We start from the raw sequence: 18,371 nt of genomic DNA on the forward strand, positions 1-18,371 counted from the left end.
CCGATGCCTCTGAGGCTAGTATCCATTTTTTTTCCCTCTGCCTTGCTTACAACTGCCTTAATCCGGTCAAGTACCTGGATGGCGTCAAGCGAGGTCTGGGCTAGCGAGGTCGGCCAAATCCGAGATTGCTAACATTAAGCATCGACCAGTGTTAGTTTTTCGCGCAACTTAGCCTATAGTTGATTGTGAATTGGCGTTTAGTTAAAAAGCTGTAATCTACTATCCCCGACTCTAATGAAGCTTAATAATAGACAGGGGTCTGACCAAGACAGTCCCCCTTCGGAAGAAGTAAAAAATTTTCCGGTGGCTGCAGATTCCGCCAATCCCTTTAGACGCAAGTCTGGTTATGTAAATGTAGATAGTATTGATATCGATCCTATGGTCAATCCCAAAGACATAATGCCCAGCAGTGCTGCCAAAATCAAAGTAATTGGCGTCGGCGGCGGTGGGGGCAACGCCGTTAACCGGATGATTGCCAGCGAGGTTTCTGGTGTCGAGTTTTGGTGCGTGAATACAGATTCCCAAGCTCTGGTTCTCTCAAATGCTCCGAAACGCTTGCAAGTCGGACAGAAGTTGACGCGCGGTTTGGGCGCGGGGGGCAATCCGGCGATCGGTCAAAAGGCTGCGGAGGAATCTCGCGACGAGGTTGCTAATGCTTTGAATCATGCGGATTTGGTGTTTATCACAGCCGGCATGGGTGGCGGTACGGGTACAGGCGCGGCTCCGATCGTGGCTGAGGTGGCTAAGGAAATGGGCGCCTTGACTGTGGGCATAGTGACGCGGCCTTTTACGTTTGAGGGACGGCGGCGCACCAGCCAAGCTGAAGAAGGGATTGCGGCTTTGCAAACCCGGGTGGATACGCTGATCGTAATTCCTAACGACAAGTTGCTGTCTGTGATTTCCGAACAAATGCCGGTACAAGAGGCTTTTCGAGTTGCTGATGATATCCTGCGCCAAGGGGTTCAGGGTATTTCTGACATTATTACTATTCCCGGTTTAGTGAATGTTGACTTTGCTGACGTGCGGGCAGTAATGGCTGATGCGGGCTCGGCTTTGATGGGCATCGGCGTGGGTTCTGGCAAGTCGCGGGCTAGGGAGGCTGCGATGCAGGCTATTTCTTCGCCTCTGCTGGAAGCTTCGTCTATTGAGGGCGCTAGAGGTGTGGTGTTTAACATCACTGGCGGTACGGACATGACGCTGCACGAGGTGAATGCGGCGGCTGAGACGATTTACGAGGTTGTCGATCCGAATGCCAATATTATTTTTGGAGCGGTGATTGACGAGCGGCTTCAGGGCGAAATTAAGATTACTGTGATCGCTACTGGTTTTTCCGGGGAAGTTTCCCCGCCTCCGACTCCGGGGCGCACGCAAAATGTTAATGCTCCTTGGCGGGCTGCAACTGTGCCGGTGACTCCTGCTCAACAGACACCAGATCCGAAAGCGAAACCGCCGCAGGATTTGGGATTGGATATTCCTGAGTTTTTGCGTAACCGTCGCCCGCCTAGATAAATTTGGATTTGGGATTTTGGATGGCGGATTAAATCTCAAATCTCAAATCTCAAATCTCAAATCTCAAATTTCTAGGGTTTGGCCTGGTTCGGGTTCGAGGAGTTGGGTGGAGAGTCCCGATTTTGCTAGCAAATCGCGAAATTCGGGGATGCTGCCGATCGATCGCACTAACTTTGGTAAAATGCCTGTGGCTCGGATGTCTCCCGCCGCTGTAGGCAGGAAAAACCGAGGTTTGAGTGTTTGGGCGAGGTTGAGGGCTTCCGAAGGGCCGATGATGACTTGTCCGAGAAATGGGAAGATTTGACCGATGACTGGGGCGATGGCTACGTCTACTGTGTCTATTTTCTGTTTGACTTTTTCTAATGGTGGCAGGTGCGGTTCGTAATAAAGTGTCTCGCCGCTGCTTAAATCTTTAAGCAAATAGCCGTTTTCTTCTTGTCCCGGCTGGATTTCGGCTCCGGGTACGGCAGTAATTTGTAACTTTTCTTGATAATTAAATTCTTGCCAATTTGCTAAAGATGTGATATTGGTGTAGCCTAAACTGCTGAGGACTTTGGCGGCGGTGGGTGAGGCGATCGCGGGAATTGTGCGATCGAGCTTTTCGAGTGTTGGTCTGTGGCAGTGGTCGTCTAATCCTTGGGAAATCAGGATGAGGTCGATCGGCGGTAAGGTACTGGGAGTAAAGGCGACGGGGGTGTTGTGGTAGGCGGTGAACAACCAGGGTTGACCGTAAAATACGAGCGGATCGATTAGCCAGGGATCGACGAGGATGGTTTGGCCTGCGATGTGGAAGATCCAAGAGTTGAGGTCGATTCGAGTTATTTTCACTGTTGTTTGCAATAATTCTTTACATTTGTTTTAATCATAGCTAATTTTGTGGGGACATTTTAACCGCAGATGAGGGCGGATGAGCGCTGATGAACGCGGATATGATGGGATTTATCTGCGTTTGTTTGCGTTTATCTGCAGTTAAAAAAAGATGATTAAATCGAAGATTCCTGTGGCTTTGACTGTGGCTGGTTCCGATAGTGGCGGTGGGGCTGGGATTCAGGCGGATTTGCGGACTTTTGCGTTTCACTGCGTGCACGGTACGAGTGCTTTGACTTGTGTGACGGCTCAAAATACTTTGGGGGTGACGCGGGTGGATGCTTTGTCTGCTGAGGCTGTGGCGGCTCAAATTGAGGCGGTAGTTGGGGATATTGGGGTGGATGCTGTGAAGACTGGGATGCTGCTGAATCGGGAAATTATGGCGGCGGTGGCTTCACAGGTTGAGGCTTTGGGAATAGGGAATTTGGTTGTAGATCCGGTGATGGTTTCACGATCGGGTGATCGATTGATTGATGAGGGGGCGATCGCATTTTTGCGGGATGTTTTGATTCCTGTGGCTGTTGTCGTGACTCCGAATCGGTTTGAGGCTCAGATTTTGAGCGGTTTGCAGATTAATTCTGTTGATGATATGCGATCGGCGGCGCAGCAGATTTATCGATCGGGCGCAAAGGCTGTTTTGGTGAAAGGCGGAGGGATGGCGGGAGATTTGCGGGGAATTGATGTTTGGTTTGATGGTACGCGGTTGGATGTGTTGAAGACTGAAAATGTTGATACTGGGAATACTCACGGGACTGGTTGTACTTTGAGCGCTGCGATCGCCGCTAATTTAGCATTAGGTAAAGATTTATTGACAGCGGTGACATTGGCTAAAGATTATGTTACTACTGCTCTCAAATATGCTTTGGATATTGGGGAAGGTCAAGGGCCAGTAGGTCATTTTTTCCCACTGTTAAAGGAAGAAGGAAGAGGGAAGAAGTCAACAGTCAGTTAATTTCTTAATTTCTCAGGCGATAGAGCGATCGCCACCAAGTCTTCGATTTTCTTAATATTCGGATCGCCGGCCAAATAACCAATCCCTCGGTGCAAGTGCAGGCGAAACTGTTTGGCTAGAGTTTCTTTTTCTGTGCCTAAATTATCTTGGTGACACCGCTGTTTGAGGGCCATTATCAGGATATCAGCCATGTCGCCGCCGAAGACATCCCAGCTTAATTCGACGTTGCTGTCGCTGGGAATTGGTACTGGGGATGGGATGCTGGGTTCGGCGAGCGATCGGCAAAATCCCCACCTGCATAGAATATTCCACTGATCGATTTTGGTCGATCGTTTCAGTTTTGATAGTTGGTCTTTGCCTGTTTGGGAGAGGCGGATGCGATCGACTGGTGGTTCCATAGGTTGATAATTTTGTTACCGCCGATGAGGGCAGATGAACACGGATGAACGCAGATAATAGCATGAGATTGTATCTGCGGTTTAGAAATTATTGACTATTCGTTGAATTTCCACTTTAGGGTTGCCGAAGTTGATGAGCAAGCAGACGGTTAGTTTTGTAGCTTTTATGACATTTAGACACTGTGCCATTTCTCTTTCCCCCAGTGATTTGATAGCTTTGAGTTCTACAAGCACGGATCTTTCCACCAACACATCTGGTACGAATTTCCCAACGATTATATCTTCATAATGGACATAAATGACAAACTGAGGTTCAACCAGCATTCCTGTTTTGTGAAGTTCATAAACCAAAGAATTCTGATAAACTTGCTCCAAAAATCCACAACCTAAAGTATTTCCTACCTTAAAAGCACAACCAATAATTTTTTCCGTAATCCCCTTCAATTCCAATCTGCGTTCATCCGTGTTCATCTGCCCTCATCTGCGGTTAAAAACCTCCCACATCCAAAACTATACCAAAAATTCCCATGCCATCCAATCCAATCTGCGTTCATCCGTGTTCATCTGCCCTCATCTGCGGTTTATTCCCAGAAGTAACCTTTTTCGACGGTGGTTTGGTGTTTGGCGGAGTCGTATTTGAGGAGGTAGCTGTGGGCGATCGCCTCTAATTCTTGGAGTTTTTCGTATTCTACTTTTCTAATTTCCGTGTCGGTAGAAAGCAGGATGACTTGGTGGCTGGCCGAGGGGAAATAGCGTTCGACTAGGTTGTTTCTGTGGGAGGAGTCGAGGCGGCCCAAGGGAGTGTCGATCGCCACTGGCAATTGTCTCCCGGATACTCTCGCTAATCCCCACAAAAAGGCGATCGCCAGCAATTGTTTTTCCCCGGCTGAAAGTCGGTGTTTGGGTACTGGTTTGCCTTCTGGATCGTAAATGGAGAGGCTAAATGTTTGAGTGTCGATCGCAACTCTGTGTACGAGGTCGGTTTTGTGCAACAGGTAGCGGAAACAGTCGGTAATTTCTATTTCGAGTTTGTTGAGTTTTTTGAGGGTGAGTTTTTCTTTAAAGAGTTTCAGGGTGGCTTGGGCTTTGGCGATGGAAGCGATGACGTGTTGGCTGTTTCTGATGGTGATGTATTCGCTGCTGTAGTTTTCTAGTTCTTTTTGGTTTTTGGCTAATTCTTTCTCTAATTCATCGACGCGGCGGTTGGCTGATTCCAAGGCTGCGGCTGCGATAGCGACTGTTTTTTGGGCTTTCCTGACTTCTTCTTCTAGTTTTTCGTAGGCTTCGGGGGAAGCTGCGGTTGCCAGTTGTCTGTCTGTGAAGTCGATTTCTGCTTCGATGCTTTTGATTTCTTCTATTTGATCGCGGGCTAGAATTTGCTGGGCTTTGATTTGGTAGCTAAGGAGGTTTTCTAGTTGCTGGATGCTGTTGTTGTCGGCGTTCATCCAGGGTGGGGAGTCTGTTCCGGCTTGCTGTTCGAGTTCTTGGTTTTCTTGGCGGATGAAGTCTTGAATTTTATCTAGCTGTTGGGGATTTAACGAGATTTCCGCGATGTAGTTGAGAAGGCGATCGCTTCTTTGTTTGATAACATTTTGGGCAATCTTTGCTTGCTGCTGGCTGGTTTCTGTTTCTGCTTGAATTTTGGCTTCACTTAGCAAGGGCGAAATTAGGGCTAGTGGTAGCGTATTTGATGCCAATTCCATCATGGCTTGACGGGTTTTATCTGCCTGATTTCTGTAGTCGTTTAGCTGTCTGTCTAGTTGACTGCGATCGGCGGCAATTTTCCCGCCTTCAAAAATAAACTTGTCTGATGCTTGTTGCTGATTTTTTTGAGCTTTATCTAACTCGTTTTTAAAGCTGGCTTGTTCTTGCTTAGCTGAGTCTATTTCATCACTAATTTTCTTAAAAGTTTGTTCTATTTTCTCTAAAGCAGCCAAGTCTTTTTTGCCAGCAATTTCTTTCCGCTTGCGGCCGGCTAATATTTCTAAATCGACGGCGAGGCGTTCTGCTAATTCTAAACCTAAAAGAGATTTAATCGCCCCGACGACAAACTCTGGCGGTGTTTCGAGTTCGGCGAGTTCTTTTACTTGTTCGCCGTCAAACAAAAATAGGTTGGATATTCCGACGGGCAAAAGGGTTTCGATGTATTCGTCCCAAGTGTTAGTAATCGCTTTGTCCGACCACCAATCGCTGACAATTTCGCTGTATATGAGAATGCTTAGGTTGTCTTTGATATCTAGTTTTTTCCAGTATCTAACTATTTTGAATTGAGCTAATTTGTCATCTTGGACTTGTTCAAATGTTAGTTCGACGCGGGTATCTTCTAATGGGGGTGTGTGGCGGTTGACGCATTGATTGAGAAAGTCGCTGTAGCTTAAATTGCCTCTGGTGGAACATTGGGCGCGCCCACCGTAGAGGGCGAGGCGAATGGCGTCCATAAGGGTGGTTTTGCCGCCGCCATTCATGCCGCCAAATAAAATGACTGGGCAGGGATTTCCGTCTTTTTCGGGGCGGAGATTGATGGTTTGGGTGCCTGCATAGGGGCCGAAGTTTTTGAGGACGAGTTCGAGGAATTGCATTGTAGATGTAGATGTTGTTGGTCGCTGATTTGTTTGGTAGGTACGTCAGCGATTGGGCTATCCATTATGTCGAGAATAATGATAGCTGACGCACCTTACGCAGGGGAATTTTTGATTTAACGGATTTAATCTTGGCTATTTTTCTCTCCTACATCGGGAGTAGAATATTTGATGTCTGCCCAAGATAGCTGTCTGCTTTGATTGCTGTTGCTTTCGAGTTCTTCTTTAAGTTTGGCAATATCAACCGTATCGTTTTTTGCGGAACTGTTGGTTTGGGCGATCGCATCTTTGAATTGCTGAATGTTTTCCGTCGGATTTGCTTTAATATCTTCCACCGCTTTTTTTAAATTGCGTTGATAGTGGGCGTTGCCAATTGCTTCTTCCTTCGATCGCGAACTGGTTTCAAAGCATTTGTCCAAATCGCCGTAAATGCCTGTACGACGGGGTTTAGTGTAGTATTGACGTTCTGTATCCAGGAGTTTTGCCATCAATTCGAGGTGCATTTTGTCCTCGCTGCAAATCTCTTCGATCGCAGCCCATTCGTCGCTACCGAGGAGTTTTCTTTCGGCGGCGGGACGGGAATCTTCAAAAGGTTCGCCGGTGACTTCTTCGTAAATCCGGGGCAAAGAGTCGTCAAATTCGTGTTTTTCTTCCAGCCAAATGCGGCGGATTTCGCTAAGTTCTTCTGGGGTAATTAAGGTGATATCGCGCATTTCTAGGGGTGCGGTTTTGCGGATTTGGGTTTGTGCTTCCAAGACTCGTCTCAGCCAGTGTTCCCGCCAGAATTTGGTGTAGGGCCCTGGGATGGGTTCGACGGAGGTTGTGTCGTCGCCCATGTTGCGTTCAAACAGTTCTACTCTACCGTAGATGCGTCGGAAGTCTCTTTTTGGGCGATCGTTTTTAATGTCTAATTCGTTGCGAATATCGAGAAGAGGCTGCATCCATTCTTTTTCCTCATCGTTTTGAATCATTGCCTCCATAGATTTATCTTGGCTTACCATTGTGCAAACCCAGCAGCCAAAGCGAGAACTGCCGCAGCTAGGTGTAGACGTATCGACAACTAAAGGACATTCATTGTCTGCTGTTGCGCCTCGATACATGGTAAATAAATCTTTGTTGCTATTTTCCCAAGGATTAGGCCACTGATTCAGATAAATCCAAACTTCATCAGTTCGCCAATCTTCAATCGGACTATAAATTAGGGAATTAGGCAGACTAGGACTCTGATAAAGCAGAGATTTAATGGAACTAGATTTATCATTTAGACGGTCACTCATGCGACCTATTTCATGTTTCTCCATTGAAACAGCGCGTTTAATGCTTTCAGCTTTGCGAGTACCCAATATAAGAATTACTTCTCCATTGATTCTCACCATATCACGAACAAACCGATTAGAAGGAAGAATTTTCAGGCGTTCAGTACACCAGCGAAATCCATGTCTCGGTGCTGGGTAGCCTTTTCCCATCAAGTTGACCCAGAAAGTATCTTTGACATCTGGATAAAGCATATGAGGCTCTATTGGGAGCTGCTGCTTTATAGCCGCAGACTTCATCTGTTTTAATGACTGACGTACCCAAGTAGAAACTATCGGGTTCTCTACCAGTGTATCTGTGGTAATTACATAAATTTTTTTCGTCCTTTTTTCAGGTGGTAATTCTGCTATTGCATACCAGATAAGCTGCACTACCGCAGTGCTGTCTTTCCCACCGGAATATCCTAAAACCCAAGGTAGATCATCTAAACAATATAAATCTCTAATTTCTTGACTTAATTTTTTTATTTCTTCCACTAAGTCCCTAACGGTACGGGGTGGAAAAAGTGGTAGCATTGTTTCTGTCATGTCTTCAACCTCAGTTACTTTATTAAGCTCTAAATACATTCCGCCGATGCCATTCTAGCGATTCAAGTCTTGGTAAATCTTGGTCGGAAGTGGGCAGGAGAATAGTTTCACTATGAAAATCTTTCATACATCTGGCATTGGGGGATTCCTCTTCTAAGTCATTAGCGACGATAATTCTGTAATTATCATCTATAGCAAACCAACCCTGGTCAAAAGCCCAATGATGATTTTTGCACAATGATATCCCATTATTAATTTGATTATCATAAAACTTTGAAAATGGCTTAATATGTGAGCCATCTACAATATTTTGAGTTAGATTTCTGATAACTTTCAATCGACAAAATGCACACTTGTAATCATATGTATGTACTACTGCTTTCCTGAAAAAAGCATTTCTAACAGCAGATTTTGTTAAACAAAATCTCGGTTCTCCGTCAGAAACTTCGGCTGTAGCCGACATTTCTCTTTCTGTGTGACTAACATTTTCAAACTCTTGATTGACCTGCAAAATCTCTCCAATATCGTCTCTATTTGATGAAAACCATTTAGCAATCAGTGTATCTATTAATTCCGCTCTAGAATTTTGGTCTTGGAGTAAATCGAATAATTCATTATCCCAACTACCGTATTCTACAGCTTCTCTTAGCTTGTTAGTTGTTTTAGGCTTTGAACCGTTAAATCCCGATTTCAAGGTTTTATGCCAGAATCCATCACCTTCCAAATGCCAAAATGGATAGTACAAACCACGATTGTGAGAGTCAGAACCTAAAATTTCCCAATACTTGTTAAATGTTTTAACCAAGGCATCCGAAACATAAATTCGATTTTCCCTAATTATTCCTTGAGCAATTAGATCGATGATTGACAATAGTAATATTGGCTTATGATTAGCTTGGCCACGTTGGCGTGTGTTATTTACATTAAGAGCTGCAAAACGTTGGCGATAGTATGCTAAATTCTTATTTTCGGACTCTTCTCCTGTAGTCATTTTCTCCTCCCGCTAGGATTAAATAAAATCCGACCTGAAATTTTACACTCTTGCCAACAAAAAGTTAACCGCAGGCAAAACCATAACCCATAAACTAGACAATTTAAGCAGTGTCAGCAGACTAAAAAGTAATTTTATAGCCTAGACAGGAGATAATTATATCACTGTCCGCGTGCATCTGCGGTTAAAAAAATCATCTCTCACCCCCCAAATCAAATATGTCCTACAGCGACTTCAAAACCATCGACCAAGCCGTCTCAACCCTGGATCTAACCGTTGAAGACATTCCCCACTTATTCAGCAAAATTAGCCCCCGCGCACCTTCAGAACGCCTCAAAGAAACTCTAGACGAAGCTTTAGACTTAGCCTCAAGTATCAGCACCGAAAAAGCTCGATCGGAATTAATAATCACCCCCATTCTACTCGAAATACGGCGCACTTTCAACAACAAAATTGGCTATTTTTCCGGCAACATATTTAACGTAGAAGAGAGCAAAGGATTAATCGGAGCTTGTGACTTTCTCCTCAGTGCGTCCAGTAATCAATCATTAGTTACAGCCCCACTCTTGACATTAGTGGAAGCCAAAGACAACGATATTAGAATAGGATTGGGACAGTGTGCGGCTCAGATGGCAGCAGCTCAAATATTTAATGCCCGCAAAGGCCAAGAACAATCCGCAATTTATGGAGCAGTTTCAACGGGTACAAACTGGAAATTCCTAATTTTAGAAAATCAGTTGTTAAAAATTGATTTAACTGAATATTTCATTACTCAGCTAGACCAAATATTGGGCATTCTTGCAGAACCATTCAGACGCTATTTTAATTAGCCTAGTTTTTGGCGGCATTTGGGCGCTGCAATTACAAAGGCAGGTGGCACGGGCGTCCCGCTTGTGCTGTATCTGCGGTTTCCAAACCCAACCGCTTTTTCAAATAATCAGTCATCCAACTAACACTCGCCCTCGATCGCGAAATCCCCCCTTTCAACAAAATCCCTCCCTCCCAATCAGGATTAGAAATCGACCAATCAACCTGCCGCAAAAAGCTCAAATGTTCCTCCCAACTCTCAGGAAAAACCGATCGCAAAGCCGCCCCAACTTCCCCCAAACTCTCAAGCACAACACTGTGACAGTGCACGCAATCCCGGCGCATTTCCCCGGCCGCAACTTGCTTGTGCAGAACTAATTGCCAATCTGGAATAAAATTGCAAACCGCATTCCAATAACTAACCGCCAGTTGTATTTTTTGAGCAAGTTCTTCCTCTTTCTGTTCTTTTTTGGTGCGATAACCAGAGGGTTTTGGCTGTTCGCTGCGGTGAATATTAGACAGCAAAGCCATGATAGCACGATCGATCGCACTCAGCGTAAACAATTTGTGCGATCGCCCGTTCAAACTCCCCCTCTCCATCTCAGTCAAACACCGGAAAACCTCAACCTGCTTAACAACCGCCTTCACGACAAAAGCGCGATCGTCCCGGTGGTTGTAAAGTAGACTTAGCGACGCCTCCAAAGGAACTTGAAAATTATTCAAATCAGCAAACATCTGCTGCGACTTTTCCAACCCAATATCGAGAAACAAAATCAGCGCCACCGTCTCATATCCCAACTGCGGATTTTCCCTCAAAGCCATATCAAAAGCCGCGCGCCGATGCTGTCCGTCATTAATAGTAAACTTAGCATCCATCGGCACCCGCAAGCGACCAATTTTCCGTTCTTCTGCCTCATTTCCCACTGCTTCAAAAGTAATATCCGCATCAATCGAAGCAGCAATTGCCCCACAAGTATAATTTGTAGGATTCTTAACAAAATAATCAGCAATTTCGGGAATCCTAGCTTTGTTAAGCGCGCGTTTCGCCCGCATAGACGGCGGCAAATCTTCAGATTCAAAGGGAAACAATTTCGGCAAAAAACGCACCGGACACATCGACACGTAATATTCGCGCCCCGCTTGAATTCCCCGGATCACCGGCAAAATGTATTCAAAAGAAGGAGTAGACATATTTTAGAATGGGGCATTGGGAATGGGGCATGGGGCATGGGGCATTGGGCATTGGGCATTGGGTATTGGGCATTAATAGCTATTGACTTTTTTCAAATTTTATGGTATGTACGTGGGCTATTTGGGCTTAATTTAAGTATTTCACAATGTTTTTTTAAAAACAAGTGTTGACATAAACTTGAACATATGATATTTTTTGAAAAAATAGCCTAATTATATAAAAACCGCCGATGACTACCCACCCAGCGGATGACCTCGCTAGTAAAATTTTAGAAAAAGAAAATAGCGACAGACAGGAAATCGCACTTTTATTAGATAATTATTTAGGAAAGGACGATCGCATTTTCGTACAAAAAACCCAGATGGGAAACAGCGAAGCATACATCGGTTCAGTCACCCTAGAATGGTTAGACTCTCGCGTCCGTTTCGCCTCACAAATGCCCCTTTTCCGCCAAAAATTCGACCTCCAAACCAACAACATCGTCCGCGACAACGAAACGATTGACGAAGTTATTCAGCGTCCCTTAGATTGGTCGCGCCAAGCCGCCCTCACTCAATACTTAGCAGCCAGAAAATCGCACAAATTCCCCGCAGTTTTAGTAGTCGTCAGTCCCCCGTGGGTAGATAATCCATTAGCCGAGGAATGGGATAAAAGTGGCGTAGCAACCAAATCCGCGACTGAATTTACATCCTTTGATAAAAACGAAAACTTAGGGCTTTTGAATGTTTCTAAAGAACTCTCGATTTTTGCCTTAGACGGCCAGCATCGGCTGATGGGAGTTCAAGGTTTAATGAGTTTAATTAAAACCGGAATCCTGCAAAGATACAACAAAAATAAAAAACCTGTCGGCGCTGCAATTACTCTGGAAGATTTAGCAGAAGAGTATCAAATCGACCCCGAAACAGTGTATAAATTAGCTCACGAAAAAATCGGAATTGAGTTTATCCCGGCGGCGGTAGCGGGGGAAACGCGACAGCAAGCACAACGGCGAGTGCGATCAATCTTTGTGCACGTTAACCTAATGGCCGTAACGCTGAGTCAGGGCCAGCTAGCATTATTGAACGAGGACAACGGATTTGCGATCGCAGCCCGAAAAATTGCCGTCACCCATCCCTTATTAAAAGAACAAGATGACAGAAACCCCCGCGTCAATTGGGACAGCGCCACAGTCGCAGCAAAATCAACTGTGTTAACCACATTGCAAGCACTGCAAGATATGTCCGAACGGTATTTAGAATACAAATTCCCTCATTGGAAGCCGGAACGAAAAGGTTTAATTCCCATGCGTCCCGAAGATGAAGAACTAAAAGAGGGAATTGAAGAGTTTAAAAAATTGTTCGATCATTTAGCAACTTTACCCAGCTATCAAAGAATTGAAAGCGGCGAAGAAACGGCTGAATTGCGCCGATTTAGTTTTGAAAAGCCAGGGGGTGAGGGAAATATTTTGTTCCGTCCAGTCGGTCAAGTTGCTTTAGCTAATGCTTTGGGAATTCTAGTATTTAGGAAGAAACTTTCCCTGAAATCTATTTTCGACAAACTCCGCAGATTCGATGTCGATGAAGGATTTAGCCACATGGACAATCCTGAGTCTCCGTGGTACGGGATTTTGTACGATCCGAACAAAAAGCGAATGCTAGTTTCGGGAAAGGATTTAGCGACGAAGTTAATTGTATATTTGGTAGGGGGAATTCAGGACGATATGGATAGAGCTCATTTGCGACAAGCGGTAGCGGAAGCGAGAACTTTTGAGGATAAAGCTATTAGTTTTAACGGCAGATTTGTGCAGCCGCAAGAGGTAGGATTGCCGCCGGTGCTGAGTTGATTTTGTCACCGCTTCGGAACTACAGGCGGGACGCCCGTGCCACGATGCAGGCAGATGTTTTTTCACGATCAGGCGATCGACTGCACATACCTGCGCCAATTTATTGTTTTTCTCGTACTCTAGATTTGCGATCGCACGGCGTTGCAAAGTTAATCGAGTCAGTGGAGTTGAAACTGCACTGACTCGATCGCTCGTTTCGCCCATTCCAGATATGCGATCGCACGGCGTGGCAAAGTTGATTTGCTCAAGGTAATGTCACCCACTGGTTGATTCGGGCGATCGCACTACCTCAACTTAACTTTCAGGATGATTCGTCAAAATCAACAATTCGGATGCTGGAATCGGTTGAATTTCGACATAAGCAATCCCATCTTGTCGCTGCACTGACAGCGTTGATCCCACCTGATGAGGACCCGTGTAACCCGGATTCCCTACTTGGGCCGTATTCAGAATTACCGTCATTGAACTGCCGATCGGGTTGAGATTGGCATCCACGAGCACTCTCGCTCCTCGATTATCCGTTCCATGACTGTTTAGCACACAAACCGCTTCCTCATCGTCTAAAACCCGTGACCAACCAATAATTTCTCCACTCCGTCCATGATCGCCAAAGGGCAAGTTCAAGAAGGGAATCGCGGTTGGTCGCAAATACTGCCGTCCCAAGCGCAGCACAGGGAACTTTTTGCGGAGTGCCGCCATTGCCGCAATCCGAACATAGACAGGGTGATTCGGATCGAAACAGTGAGCACCCGCTGTCCCAAACGGCCCAAAGCCGGGTAAGTTTTCATCCAAGGCTTGTAGTCCTGCTACTCCAGATTGCCGGGGATGCGAGGGGCCAAACATGGCTTCCCGCAAATAGCGATCGGATCTCTTCCAGTCGGGCAACCACTTGCGTTCAGACGGTTCTGGCCCCGCCAATGCCTGCTCGGTTCCCGCGTAAATGCAGGGAATCCCCAACGTGAAGAGTTGCAATGCCACTCCCGCAATCACCTGATGATCCGATGCAGCTTCGCTGGAAAAGCGGATTTTTTCACCAAATACATGATCGTGATCGTCCAAAATTGAAACATGACGCCGCCCGAGATTCCGGTGCGACCCCATTACAGCGTTCCCTGGATCGAACCCGTTAAAGTAGGCTCTTGGGTCCATCAGCCCTTTGGCAACCTGGTTAAGATTTCCCCGCATCTCGCCGATATCCAACGCAGCATTTAAGTTTTGCCCTACTACATCCAGATAACGGTCTTCGTTATAGTCTCCGCCTGCTATTTCTCCTACCAAAAAGAAGTCACTCTTACCCAGATTGGCCGCAAACTCCTTAATCGTCCCGCAGAAATTTCGGGCTTGCTCGTAGGTAACGTGCTTAAGCGTATCAATCCGAAAGCCATCGCAGTCTGTCAGGGCGATCCAGTATTTATAACACCGGGCTAAGTAATCTAACAGATGTGGATAGTCCAACTGGAAATCGCGCAGCGTAATGAAATCAGATCGCCGGAATTCGGCATTGGGATCGTCGAGTTCCCCCCGCCCTAAATCGCCCTTTCCGGCACGAGTATAGCAATCTGGTTCCTGGAGTTCGATCGGCCAGACTCCTTCCGCCTCGGTTTGAGGTTGCCCCGCAATGGGTTGTCCGCGATCGCCTACCCACGACCCAAACTGATACCAAGCAGGTGTATAGGGTGGTTCCCATTCTCCCCCAGGGGTACCAGGAGCATAAAACCAGTTAGATCCTGAATGGTTAAAAATGATATCAAGGATAATGCGTAGCCCCTTGGAGTGCGCTTTATTGACCAGACTGACCAAATCTTGGCGAGTCCCAAAGCGAGGATCGACCTCTAGAAAATCTTGAATTCCGTAACCGTGATAGCTATCCAAGTGACCCCGTTGCTGAAAGATTGGCCCTACCCAGATCGTCGTCACGCCTAGTTGGTTGAGATAATCCAGCTTTGACTCTAATCCTTTGAGCGTCCCACCCTGCCAGCGATCGCCTCCGGATTCTGCCCACTTGTCAAATTGCCAAGACTGTCCGTTCGGCAGATTAGGTCGGGCCTGATTGAGTTGCTGCCGATTAAGTAGAGGGCGTGTGTCCTCCTGACCATCGCTAAAGCGATCGGGTAAGAGAAAATAGAGGACTTCATTTCTCCAATCGGGAGAGGATGGAAAGTAACTCTCACGTCGGGGTAAAGAAAAGTCTTTTAAACTATCTGGGCGCTTTTTAGTGAGATTTTGATCGGTAAATGTCATAGGAATTATCTCAAGATTGGTGAATAGCTTTGCTCGGTCTTCTGAAGTTATGTTTTTTTTGTTAATGTGGGGCGATCGGCGATCGCACTCTGTCAAGAATGGACTGGACTCAGGCGATCGCCCGATCTTGTGTGGACTGAGTTAAACTTCTGTGAAACCCAGATTTTTTGTTGTGGCGATCAGTTTGGGATGATGGGTTGAGGGCCCTCAACCCATCTTGCTAGAAGATGGCGATCGCACTTACTTAGCAGTAGACTAATTGTCCCCGCAATGCTGCCGTACAAGTTGATCGATCGCCTGTGCAATAGTTAGGAATCTCGATCGAGGAGTTTCCGGTTGATTATGCAGTGTTGTCAGAACATTCTCAATACTTTGACCTGTTGGCAATACCAATGTTGATGATTTCTCCCCCAGGCGAATAGTGAGCCGGTGGGGGTTGAGGGTAGGTTCAGATGGGATCTCAGAGGGTAGGTCGGCAAAATCCTGATCGGACAGAATATTCGCAAGCATTACTAAATCCTGTTGCTCTAATTGGCATCTTTGATGGGGAGATGACACTGTATCGTTGATAAAACGACTAGCCTGACAAGTCCCATTAGGGAGAATTGTCCAAGTTATGCCAGAAATCCCCACAAAGCCCATCTGTCCATCTCGAAACTCTAACTCTGCGATCGGGTAACCATCTTCCGTGAGGAAAGGATTGTTACGAGGTGTACTCATCGCCATAGCAGTCATAAACGCTAGAAGTGATACCAGAATGGTGACTGGAATGAGTTTTTGGTAAAAAGGCTTCTCCATAGCAAAAAACCTATCTCTGGGGCATGGTTTCACCATACCCCCAGTCCTAATTAGACTATTCTTCTAGTTGACATAGACCAAGCAAACTACTAAACAGGGATGCCTCGTTCAGTTTCAAAGATCCGCTGGATCGTTGCTTTGTATTCTCCACCACACCAGGATTGGTCAACCGCGAGTAGCATATCCTTGGCATACTTGAAGGTCGGTGAAGTTGTTCCTAGAACCAGCATACTCCCAAAGATCAGGAAGTCTGCCACTTCTTGTCCGAGTTTTTTTCTCAAGTGCCAGCAGGCCCCGGCCCAAGCTTGACCACGGTCATGGGACTCTGTTGATGTTTCGGAATATTTCAAATCATTATCGCAGTTGCGAATCATCCCCGCTTTTTCAGGAGCAGGTACGACATACTCCCCTAAGTCAGGATCATTCAATAAAGAGCAAGCGAAATAATCAGCGTAACCTTCGTGCAGTGCAGCTCCTTCACTTCCAAACATAGCAGGGTGATATTCATCAATCACGGCATGGGTGAACTCGTGAGCAACTACATCAAATTCCTTGGCTAGGTCGCGAAGTCCACCGGGATTGCCGGGATAACTGCCATCTCCGAAGTAGATTTGCCCCGTACTGGAAGAGTAATAAGCATTATCGTATTTTGTTCCGGTATGGACGTTAGCAGCGAGTTGTCCACTGTTAACTTTGCCATAGGGGTTATTGACAGTAAACCCTCGGAATCCCAGGTCCAAGAAGTATTGATAGACTTTCTCCACAGCATAGTAGACTTGGCATTCATCAAAGTGCGTATCTTCAGGAGGAAAGTCAAATCGGTAATTGCTGCCTACCACTGCGCCGGGCGCATCCTCATTAATCACCTTACAATACCGACCATCTAACTTGTTGTAAGGAGATTTGACATCGCGCAGCATCACAGTTGTTAGGGGCGTTTCCTCGGGATTTTCAGAGTAAATTCGCGCCCGAGGTGCAAAGTAAAATGAGTGAAATTTCATCGAGTTGTAGCTGTCTACAATTTCTCCATTCTGGACATCAATAAAGTATTCCCAGTCACCGAGGGGGGTTTCTGCCGGAACAGTTAAGTGATAGACTCGCACATGACCCTGTTGGGTCGGATAGAGGACGGTTTTATGGGTAATGCTACCCCTCAACTCAACCGCTTCACCGAGATCTTTTCGGGCAATCTGGCGAGCTTGTTTTAGGGAGATAGCTGTCTCGCCCGGTTTGACAGAAATTTGAGATCGCAGACCACTCGTCACTATCCGAACTTGATTTTTGTCATCTACACCTACCAAAACGCTGGCACCAAAGACGGGTAATCCCTGGTGATTTTGCTGGCGACGAATGAATTTCAGCCCGCCCCACTCAAAGGAATCAACTTCAGTCAGTTCTTCAGCATCTTCTGCGCTCAGTCCTAAAATACCAGGGTTTTCCATCAGGAAGGAACGGCTGGCGTCAGCGGCAGTGCCTGTGATTGTCATGGACAATTTTCCTTCTAAGTAAGCAGGATTGCCGGTCATGGTGTTCACCACTAAGGAAGATCCCGATCGCTGCGCCAGAAATGTTTTCCTCTGGGCCGAAGCAACCGCAACTGACTCAGCGGCTACACCAGAGACGAAGGCATCAACACGATTTCGGTTGGCAGGATGACTAAGGCTAGACTCTTTATGAAACATAAGTTTTTCTCCTTGTCAATTGATGCAATGAATTCTTGAAAATCAGATTTCTAAAAAGGGTGCATGGTACTAAGCTGTCCCGCATCTAAATTGTATTTTTGGGGTTTGACCTCGCATCTCGAATGACCAACCAAGTACATTAGCGCTTGAAGTGGCCGGAGCCTAGGAATTCGAGGTCAAAAAAGGCGGAACCCACACCAGAATTTGCTCAAACTTGACTGTAAAATTTAGATGCGCCTCAGCTTACCCAACTTCGGTAGCTATTCAATAACCACCATGTCAATCCGAAGATTTTGTCCCCATCCGCTGCCGTTTGAGTCCAATCTACGGATGCGAATCCGCACAAAATCACGCCCGGTTTCGATCACCTGAATCCCAAATTGATCGGGCCACCCGCGATCGAGATTGTCAGCTTGGCGAGGCTGGCACTGTACAATCTGCGGGGTTGGCGTGGTGAAGTTCCAGCCAGTCACTTTCAAGATGAAATCACCAGGGCGACTGCCTGCGAAAACGTATCCGTAGTGTTGCTGTCCGATTGCGCCTGCGGTTACGCCTTTCGGTGTCACCAAATGCACTTTCTCAGTAACTTCGGGAAGAAGAGCACTGCTGTCCATCAACTCGTTCATGATGAATCCTCCGTAAATATTGCTTCACTACTTACTAGACGTAGCCTTCGATCTAATTCTCAGCAA

Annotated in this window: 15 protein-coding genes; 4 read left to right on the plus strand and 11 right to left on the minus strand. The window is 46.3% G+C overall.

Annotated elements, in window-relative coordinates; genetic code table 11:
* Positions 1-234: 234 nt before the first annotated feature.
* Entirely contained in the window at positions 235-1,509 is a 1,275-nt protein-coding gene (ftsZ, locus tag QUA10_RS08890; RefSeq protein ID WP_333082420.1) for a cell division protein FtsZ, read from the plus strand.
* Between the two features lie 63 nt (positions 1,510-1,572).
* Here the strand turns inward: ftsZ and QUA10_RS08895 are convergent, their stop codons facing one another.
* Positions 1,573-2,337 (minus strand): MBL fold metallo-hydrolase, encoded by a 765-nt coding sequence (locus QUA10_RS08895; protein ID WP_333082419.1) that lies wholly within the window; start codon positions 2,335-2,337, stop codon positions 1,573-1,575.
* Positions 2,338-2,488: 151 nt separating this feature from the next.
* Here QUA10_RS08895 and thiD point away from each other — a divergent pair, with 151 nt between their 5' ends.
* The gene (gene thiD, locus QUA10_RS08900) at positions 2,489-3,328 is read left to right on the plus strand and encodes a bifunctional hydroxymethylpyrimidine kinase/phosphomethylpyrimidine kinase (protein ID WP_333082418.1); all 840 of its coding nucleotides are present in this window, start codon (positions 2,489-2,491) and stop codon (positions 3,326-3,328) included.
* On the opposite strand, the gene dndE is transcribed toward thiD, so the two are convergent.
* From dndE to QUA10_RS08925, 5 genes are all read right to left on the minus strand, one after another.
* Complete coding sequence (gene dndE, locus QUA10_RS08905) at positions 3,325-3,726, minus strand: DNA sulfur modification protein DndE (protein ID WP_015179042.1); 402 nt, start codon at positions 3,724-3,726, stop codon at positions 3,325-3,327. The two genes, thiD and dndE, sit on opposite strands and share 4 nt — an antisense overlap.
* Before the next feature lie 81 nt (positions 3,727-3,807).
* On the minus strand, positions 3,808-4,197 hold the full coding sequence (locus tag QUA10_RS08910) for a GxxExxY protein (protein ID WP_333082417.1): 390 nt from the start codon (positions 4,195-4,197) through the stop codon (positions 3,808-3,810).
* 110 nt (positions 4,198-4,307) lie between these two features.
* On the minus strand, positions 4,308-6,305 hold the full coding sequence (gene dndD / locus QUA10_RS08915) for a DNA sulfur modification protein DndD (RefSeq protein ID WP_333082416.1): 1,998 nt from the start codon (positions 6,303-6,305) through the stop codon (positions 4,308-4,310).
* Between the two features lie 125 nt (positions 6,306-6,430).
* Positions 6,431-8,146: a DNA phosphorothioation system sulfurtransferase DndC gene (dndC, locus tag QUA10_RS08920; RefSeq protein ID WP_333082461.1), complete on the minus strand. Its 1,716-nt coding sequence runs from the start codon at positions 8,144-8,146 to the stop codon at positions 6,431-6,433.
* 22 nt (positions 8,147-8,168) lie between these two features.
* Positions 8,169-9,137, minus strand: a complete 969-nt coding sequence (locus QUA10_RS08925) for an HNH endonuclease (RefSeq protein ID WP_333082415.1) — start codon at positions 9,135-9,137, stop codon at positions 8,169-8,171.
* Positions 9,138-9,355: 218 nt separating this feature from the next.
* On the opposite strand from QUA10_RS08925, the gene QUA10_RS08930 reads away from it, so the two are divergent.
* A complete protein-coding gene (locus tag QUA10_RS08930) occupies positions 9,356-9,967 on the plus strand; it encodes a hypothetical protein (RefSeq protein ID WP_333082414.1) in 612 nt (203 codons plus the stop codon).
* A gap of 31 nt (positions 9,968-9,998) precedes the next feature.
* On the opposite strand, the gene dndB is transcribed toward QUA10_RS08930, so the two are convergent.
* On the minus strand, positions 9,999-11,135 hold the full coding sequence (dndB, locus tag QUA10_RS08935) for a DNA sulfur modification protein DndB (protein WP_333082413.1): 1,137 nt from the start codon (positions 11,133-11,135) through the stop codon (positions 9,999-10,001).
* Between the two features lie 230 nt (positions 11,136-11,365).
* On the opposite strand from dndB, the gene QUA10_RS08940 reads away from it, so the two are divergent.
* Complete coding sequence (locus QUA10_RS08940) at positions 11,366-12,958, plus strand: DGQHR domain-containing protein (RefSeq protein ID WP_333082412.1); 1,593 nt, start codon at positions 11,366-11,368, stop codon at positions 12,956-12,958.
* A gap of 294 nt (positions 12,959-13,252) precedes the next feature.
* On the opposite strand, the gene QUA10_RS08945 is transcribed toward QUA10_RS08940, so the two are convergent.
* The 4 genes from QUA10_RS08945 to QUA10_RS08960 form a co-directional block, all read right to left on the minus strand.
* A complete protein-coding gene (locus tag QUA10_RS08945) occupies positions 13,253-15,199 on the minus strand; it encodes an alpha-amylase family glycosyl hydrolase (RefSeq protein ID WP_333082411.1) in 1,947 nt (648 codons plus the stop codon).
* A gap of 255 nt (positions 15,200-15,454) precedes the next feature.
* Positions 15,455-16,033 carry a hypothetical protein gene (locus QUA10_RS08950; protein WP_333082410.1) on the minus strand — a complete coding sequence of 193 codons (579 nt, stop codon included), beginning with the start codon at positions 16,031-16,033 and terminating at the stop codon, positions 15,455-15,457.
* A gap of 53 nt (positions 16,034-16,086) precedes the next feature.
* Complete coding sequence (locus QUA10_RS08955) at positions 16,087-17,679, minus strand: M36 family metallopeptidase (RefSeq protein ID WP_333082409.1); 1,593 nt, start codon at positions 17,677-17,679, stop codon at positions 16,087-16,089.
* 260 nt (positions 17,680-17,939) lie between these two features.
* Positions 17,940-18,305 carry a hypothetical protein gene (locus QUA10_RS08960; RefSeq protein WP_333082408.1) on the minus strand — a complete coding sequence of 122 codons (366 nt, stop codon included), beginning with the start codon at positions 18,303-18,305 and terminating at the stop codon, positions 17,940-17,942.
* Positions 18,306-18,371: the final 66 nt, after the last annotated feature.

The organism is Microcoleus sp. Pol8_D6 (assembly GCF_036700965.1).
GTDB lineage: Bacteria > Cyanobacteriota > Cyanobacteriia > Cyanobacteriales > Microcoleaceae > Microcoleus.

What these genes read in the sequence shown, in the direction of transcription:
- QUA10_RS08945 (WP_333082411.1), bottom strand. Translation starts at nt 15,199, where the DNA reads ATGACATTTACCGATCAAAATCTCACTAAAAAGCGCCCAGATAGTTTA.
- QUA10_RS08955 (WP_333082409.1), bottom strand. Translation starts at nt 17,679, where the DNA reads ATGTTTCATAAAGAGTCTAGCCTTAGTCATCCTGCCAACCGAAATCGT.
- QUA10_RS08960 (WP_333082408.1), bottom strand. Translation starts at nt 18,305, where the DNA reads ATGAACGAGTTGATGGACAGCAGTGCTCTTCTTCCCGAAGTTACTGAG.
- thiD (WP_333082418.1), top strand. Translation starts at nt 2,489, where the DNA reads ATGATTAAATCGAAGATTCCTGTGGCTTTGACTGTGGCTGGTTCCGAT.
- dndD (WP_333082416.1), bottom strand. Translation starts at nt 6,305, where the DNA reads ATGCAATTCCTCGAACTCGTCCTCAAAAACTTCGGCCCCTATGCAGGC.
- QUA10_RS08950 (WP_333082410.1), bottom strand. Translation starts at nt 16,033, where the DNA reads ATGGTGAAACCATGCCCCAGAGATAGGTTTTTTGCTATGGAGAAGCCT.
- QUA10_RS08925 (WP_333082415.1), bottom strand. Translation starts at nt 9,137, where the DNA reads ATGACTACAGGAGAAGAGTCCGAAAATAAGAATTTAGCATACTATCGC.
- dndE (WP_015179042.1), bottom strand. Translation starts at nt 3,726, where the DNA reads ATGGAACCACCAGTCGATCGCATCCGCCTCTCCCAAACAGGCAAAGAC.
- ftsZ (WP_333082420.1), top strand. Translation starts at nt 235, where the DNA reads ATGAAGCTTAATAATAGACAGGGGTCTGACCAAGACAGTCCCCCTTCG.
- QUA10_RS08910 (WP_333082417.1), bottom strand. Translation starts at nt 4,197, where the DNA reads ATGAACACGGATGAACGCAGATTGGAATTGAAGGGGATTACGGAAAAA.
- dndB (WP_333082413.1), bottom strand. Translation starts at nt 11,135, where the DNA reads ATGTCTACTCCTTCTTTTGAATACATTTTGCCGGTGATCCGGGGAATT.
- dndC (WP_333082461.1), bottom strand. Translation starts at nt 8,146, where the DNA reads ATGACAGAAACAATGCTACCACTTTTTCCACCCCGTACCGTTAGGGAC.
- QUA10_RS08940 (WP_333082412.1), top strand. Translation starts at nt 11,366, where the DNA reads ATGACTACCCACCCAGCGGATGACCTCGCTAGTAAAATTTTAGAAAAA.
- QUA10_RS08930 (WP_333082414.1), top strand. Translation starts at nt 9,356, where the DNA reads ATGTCCTACAGCGACTTCAAAACCATCGACCAAGCCGTCTCAACCCTG.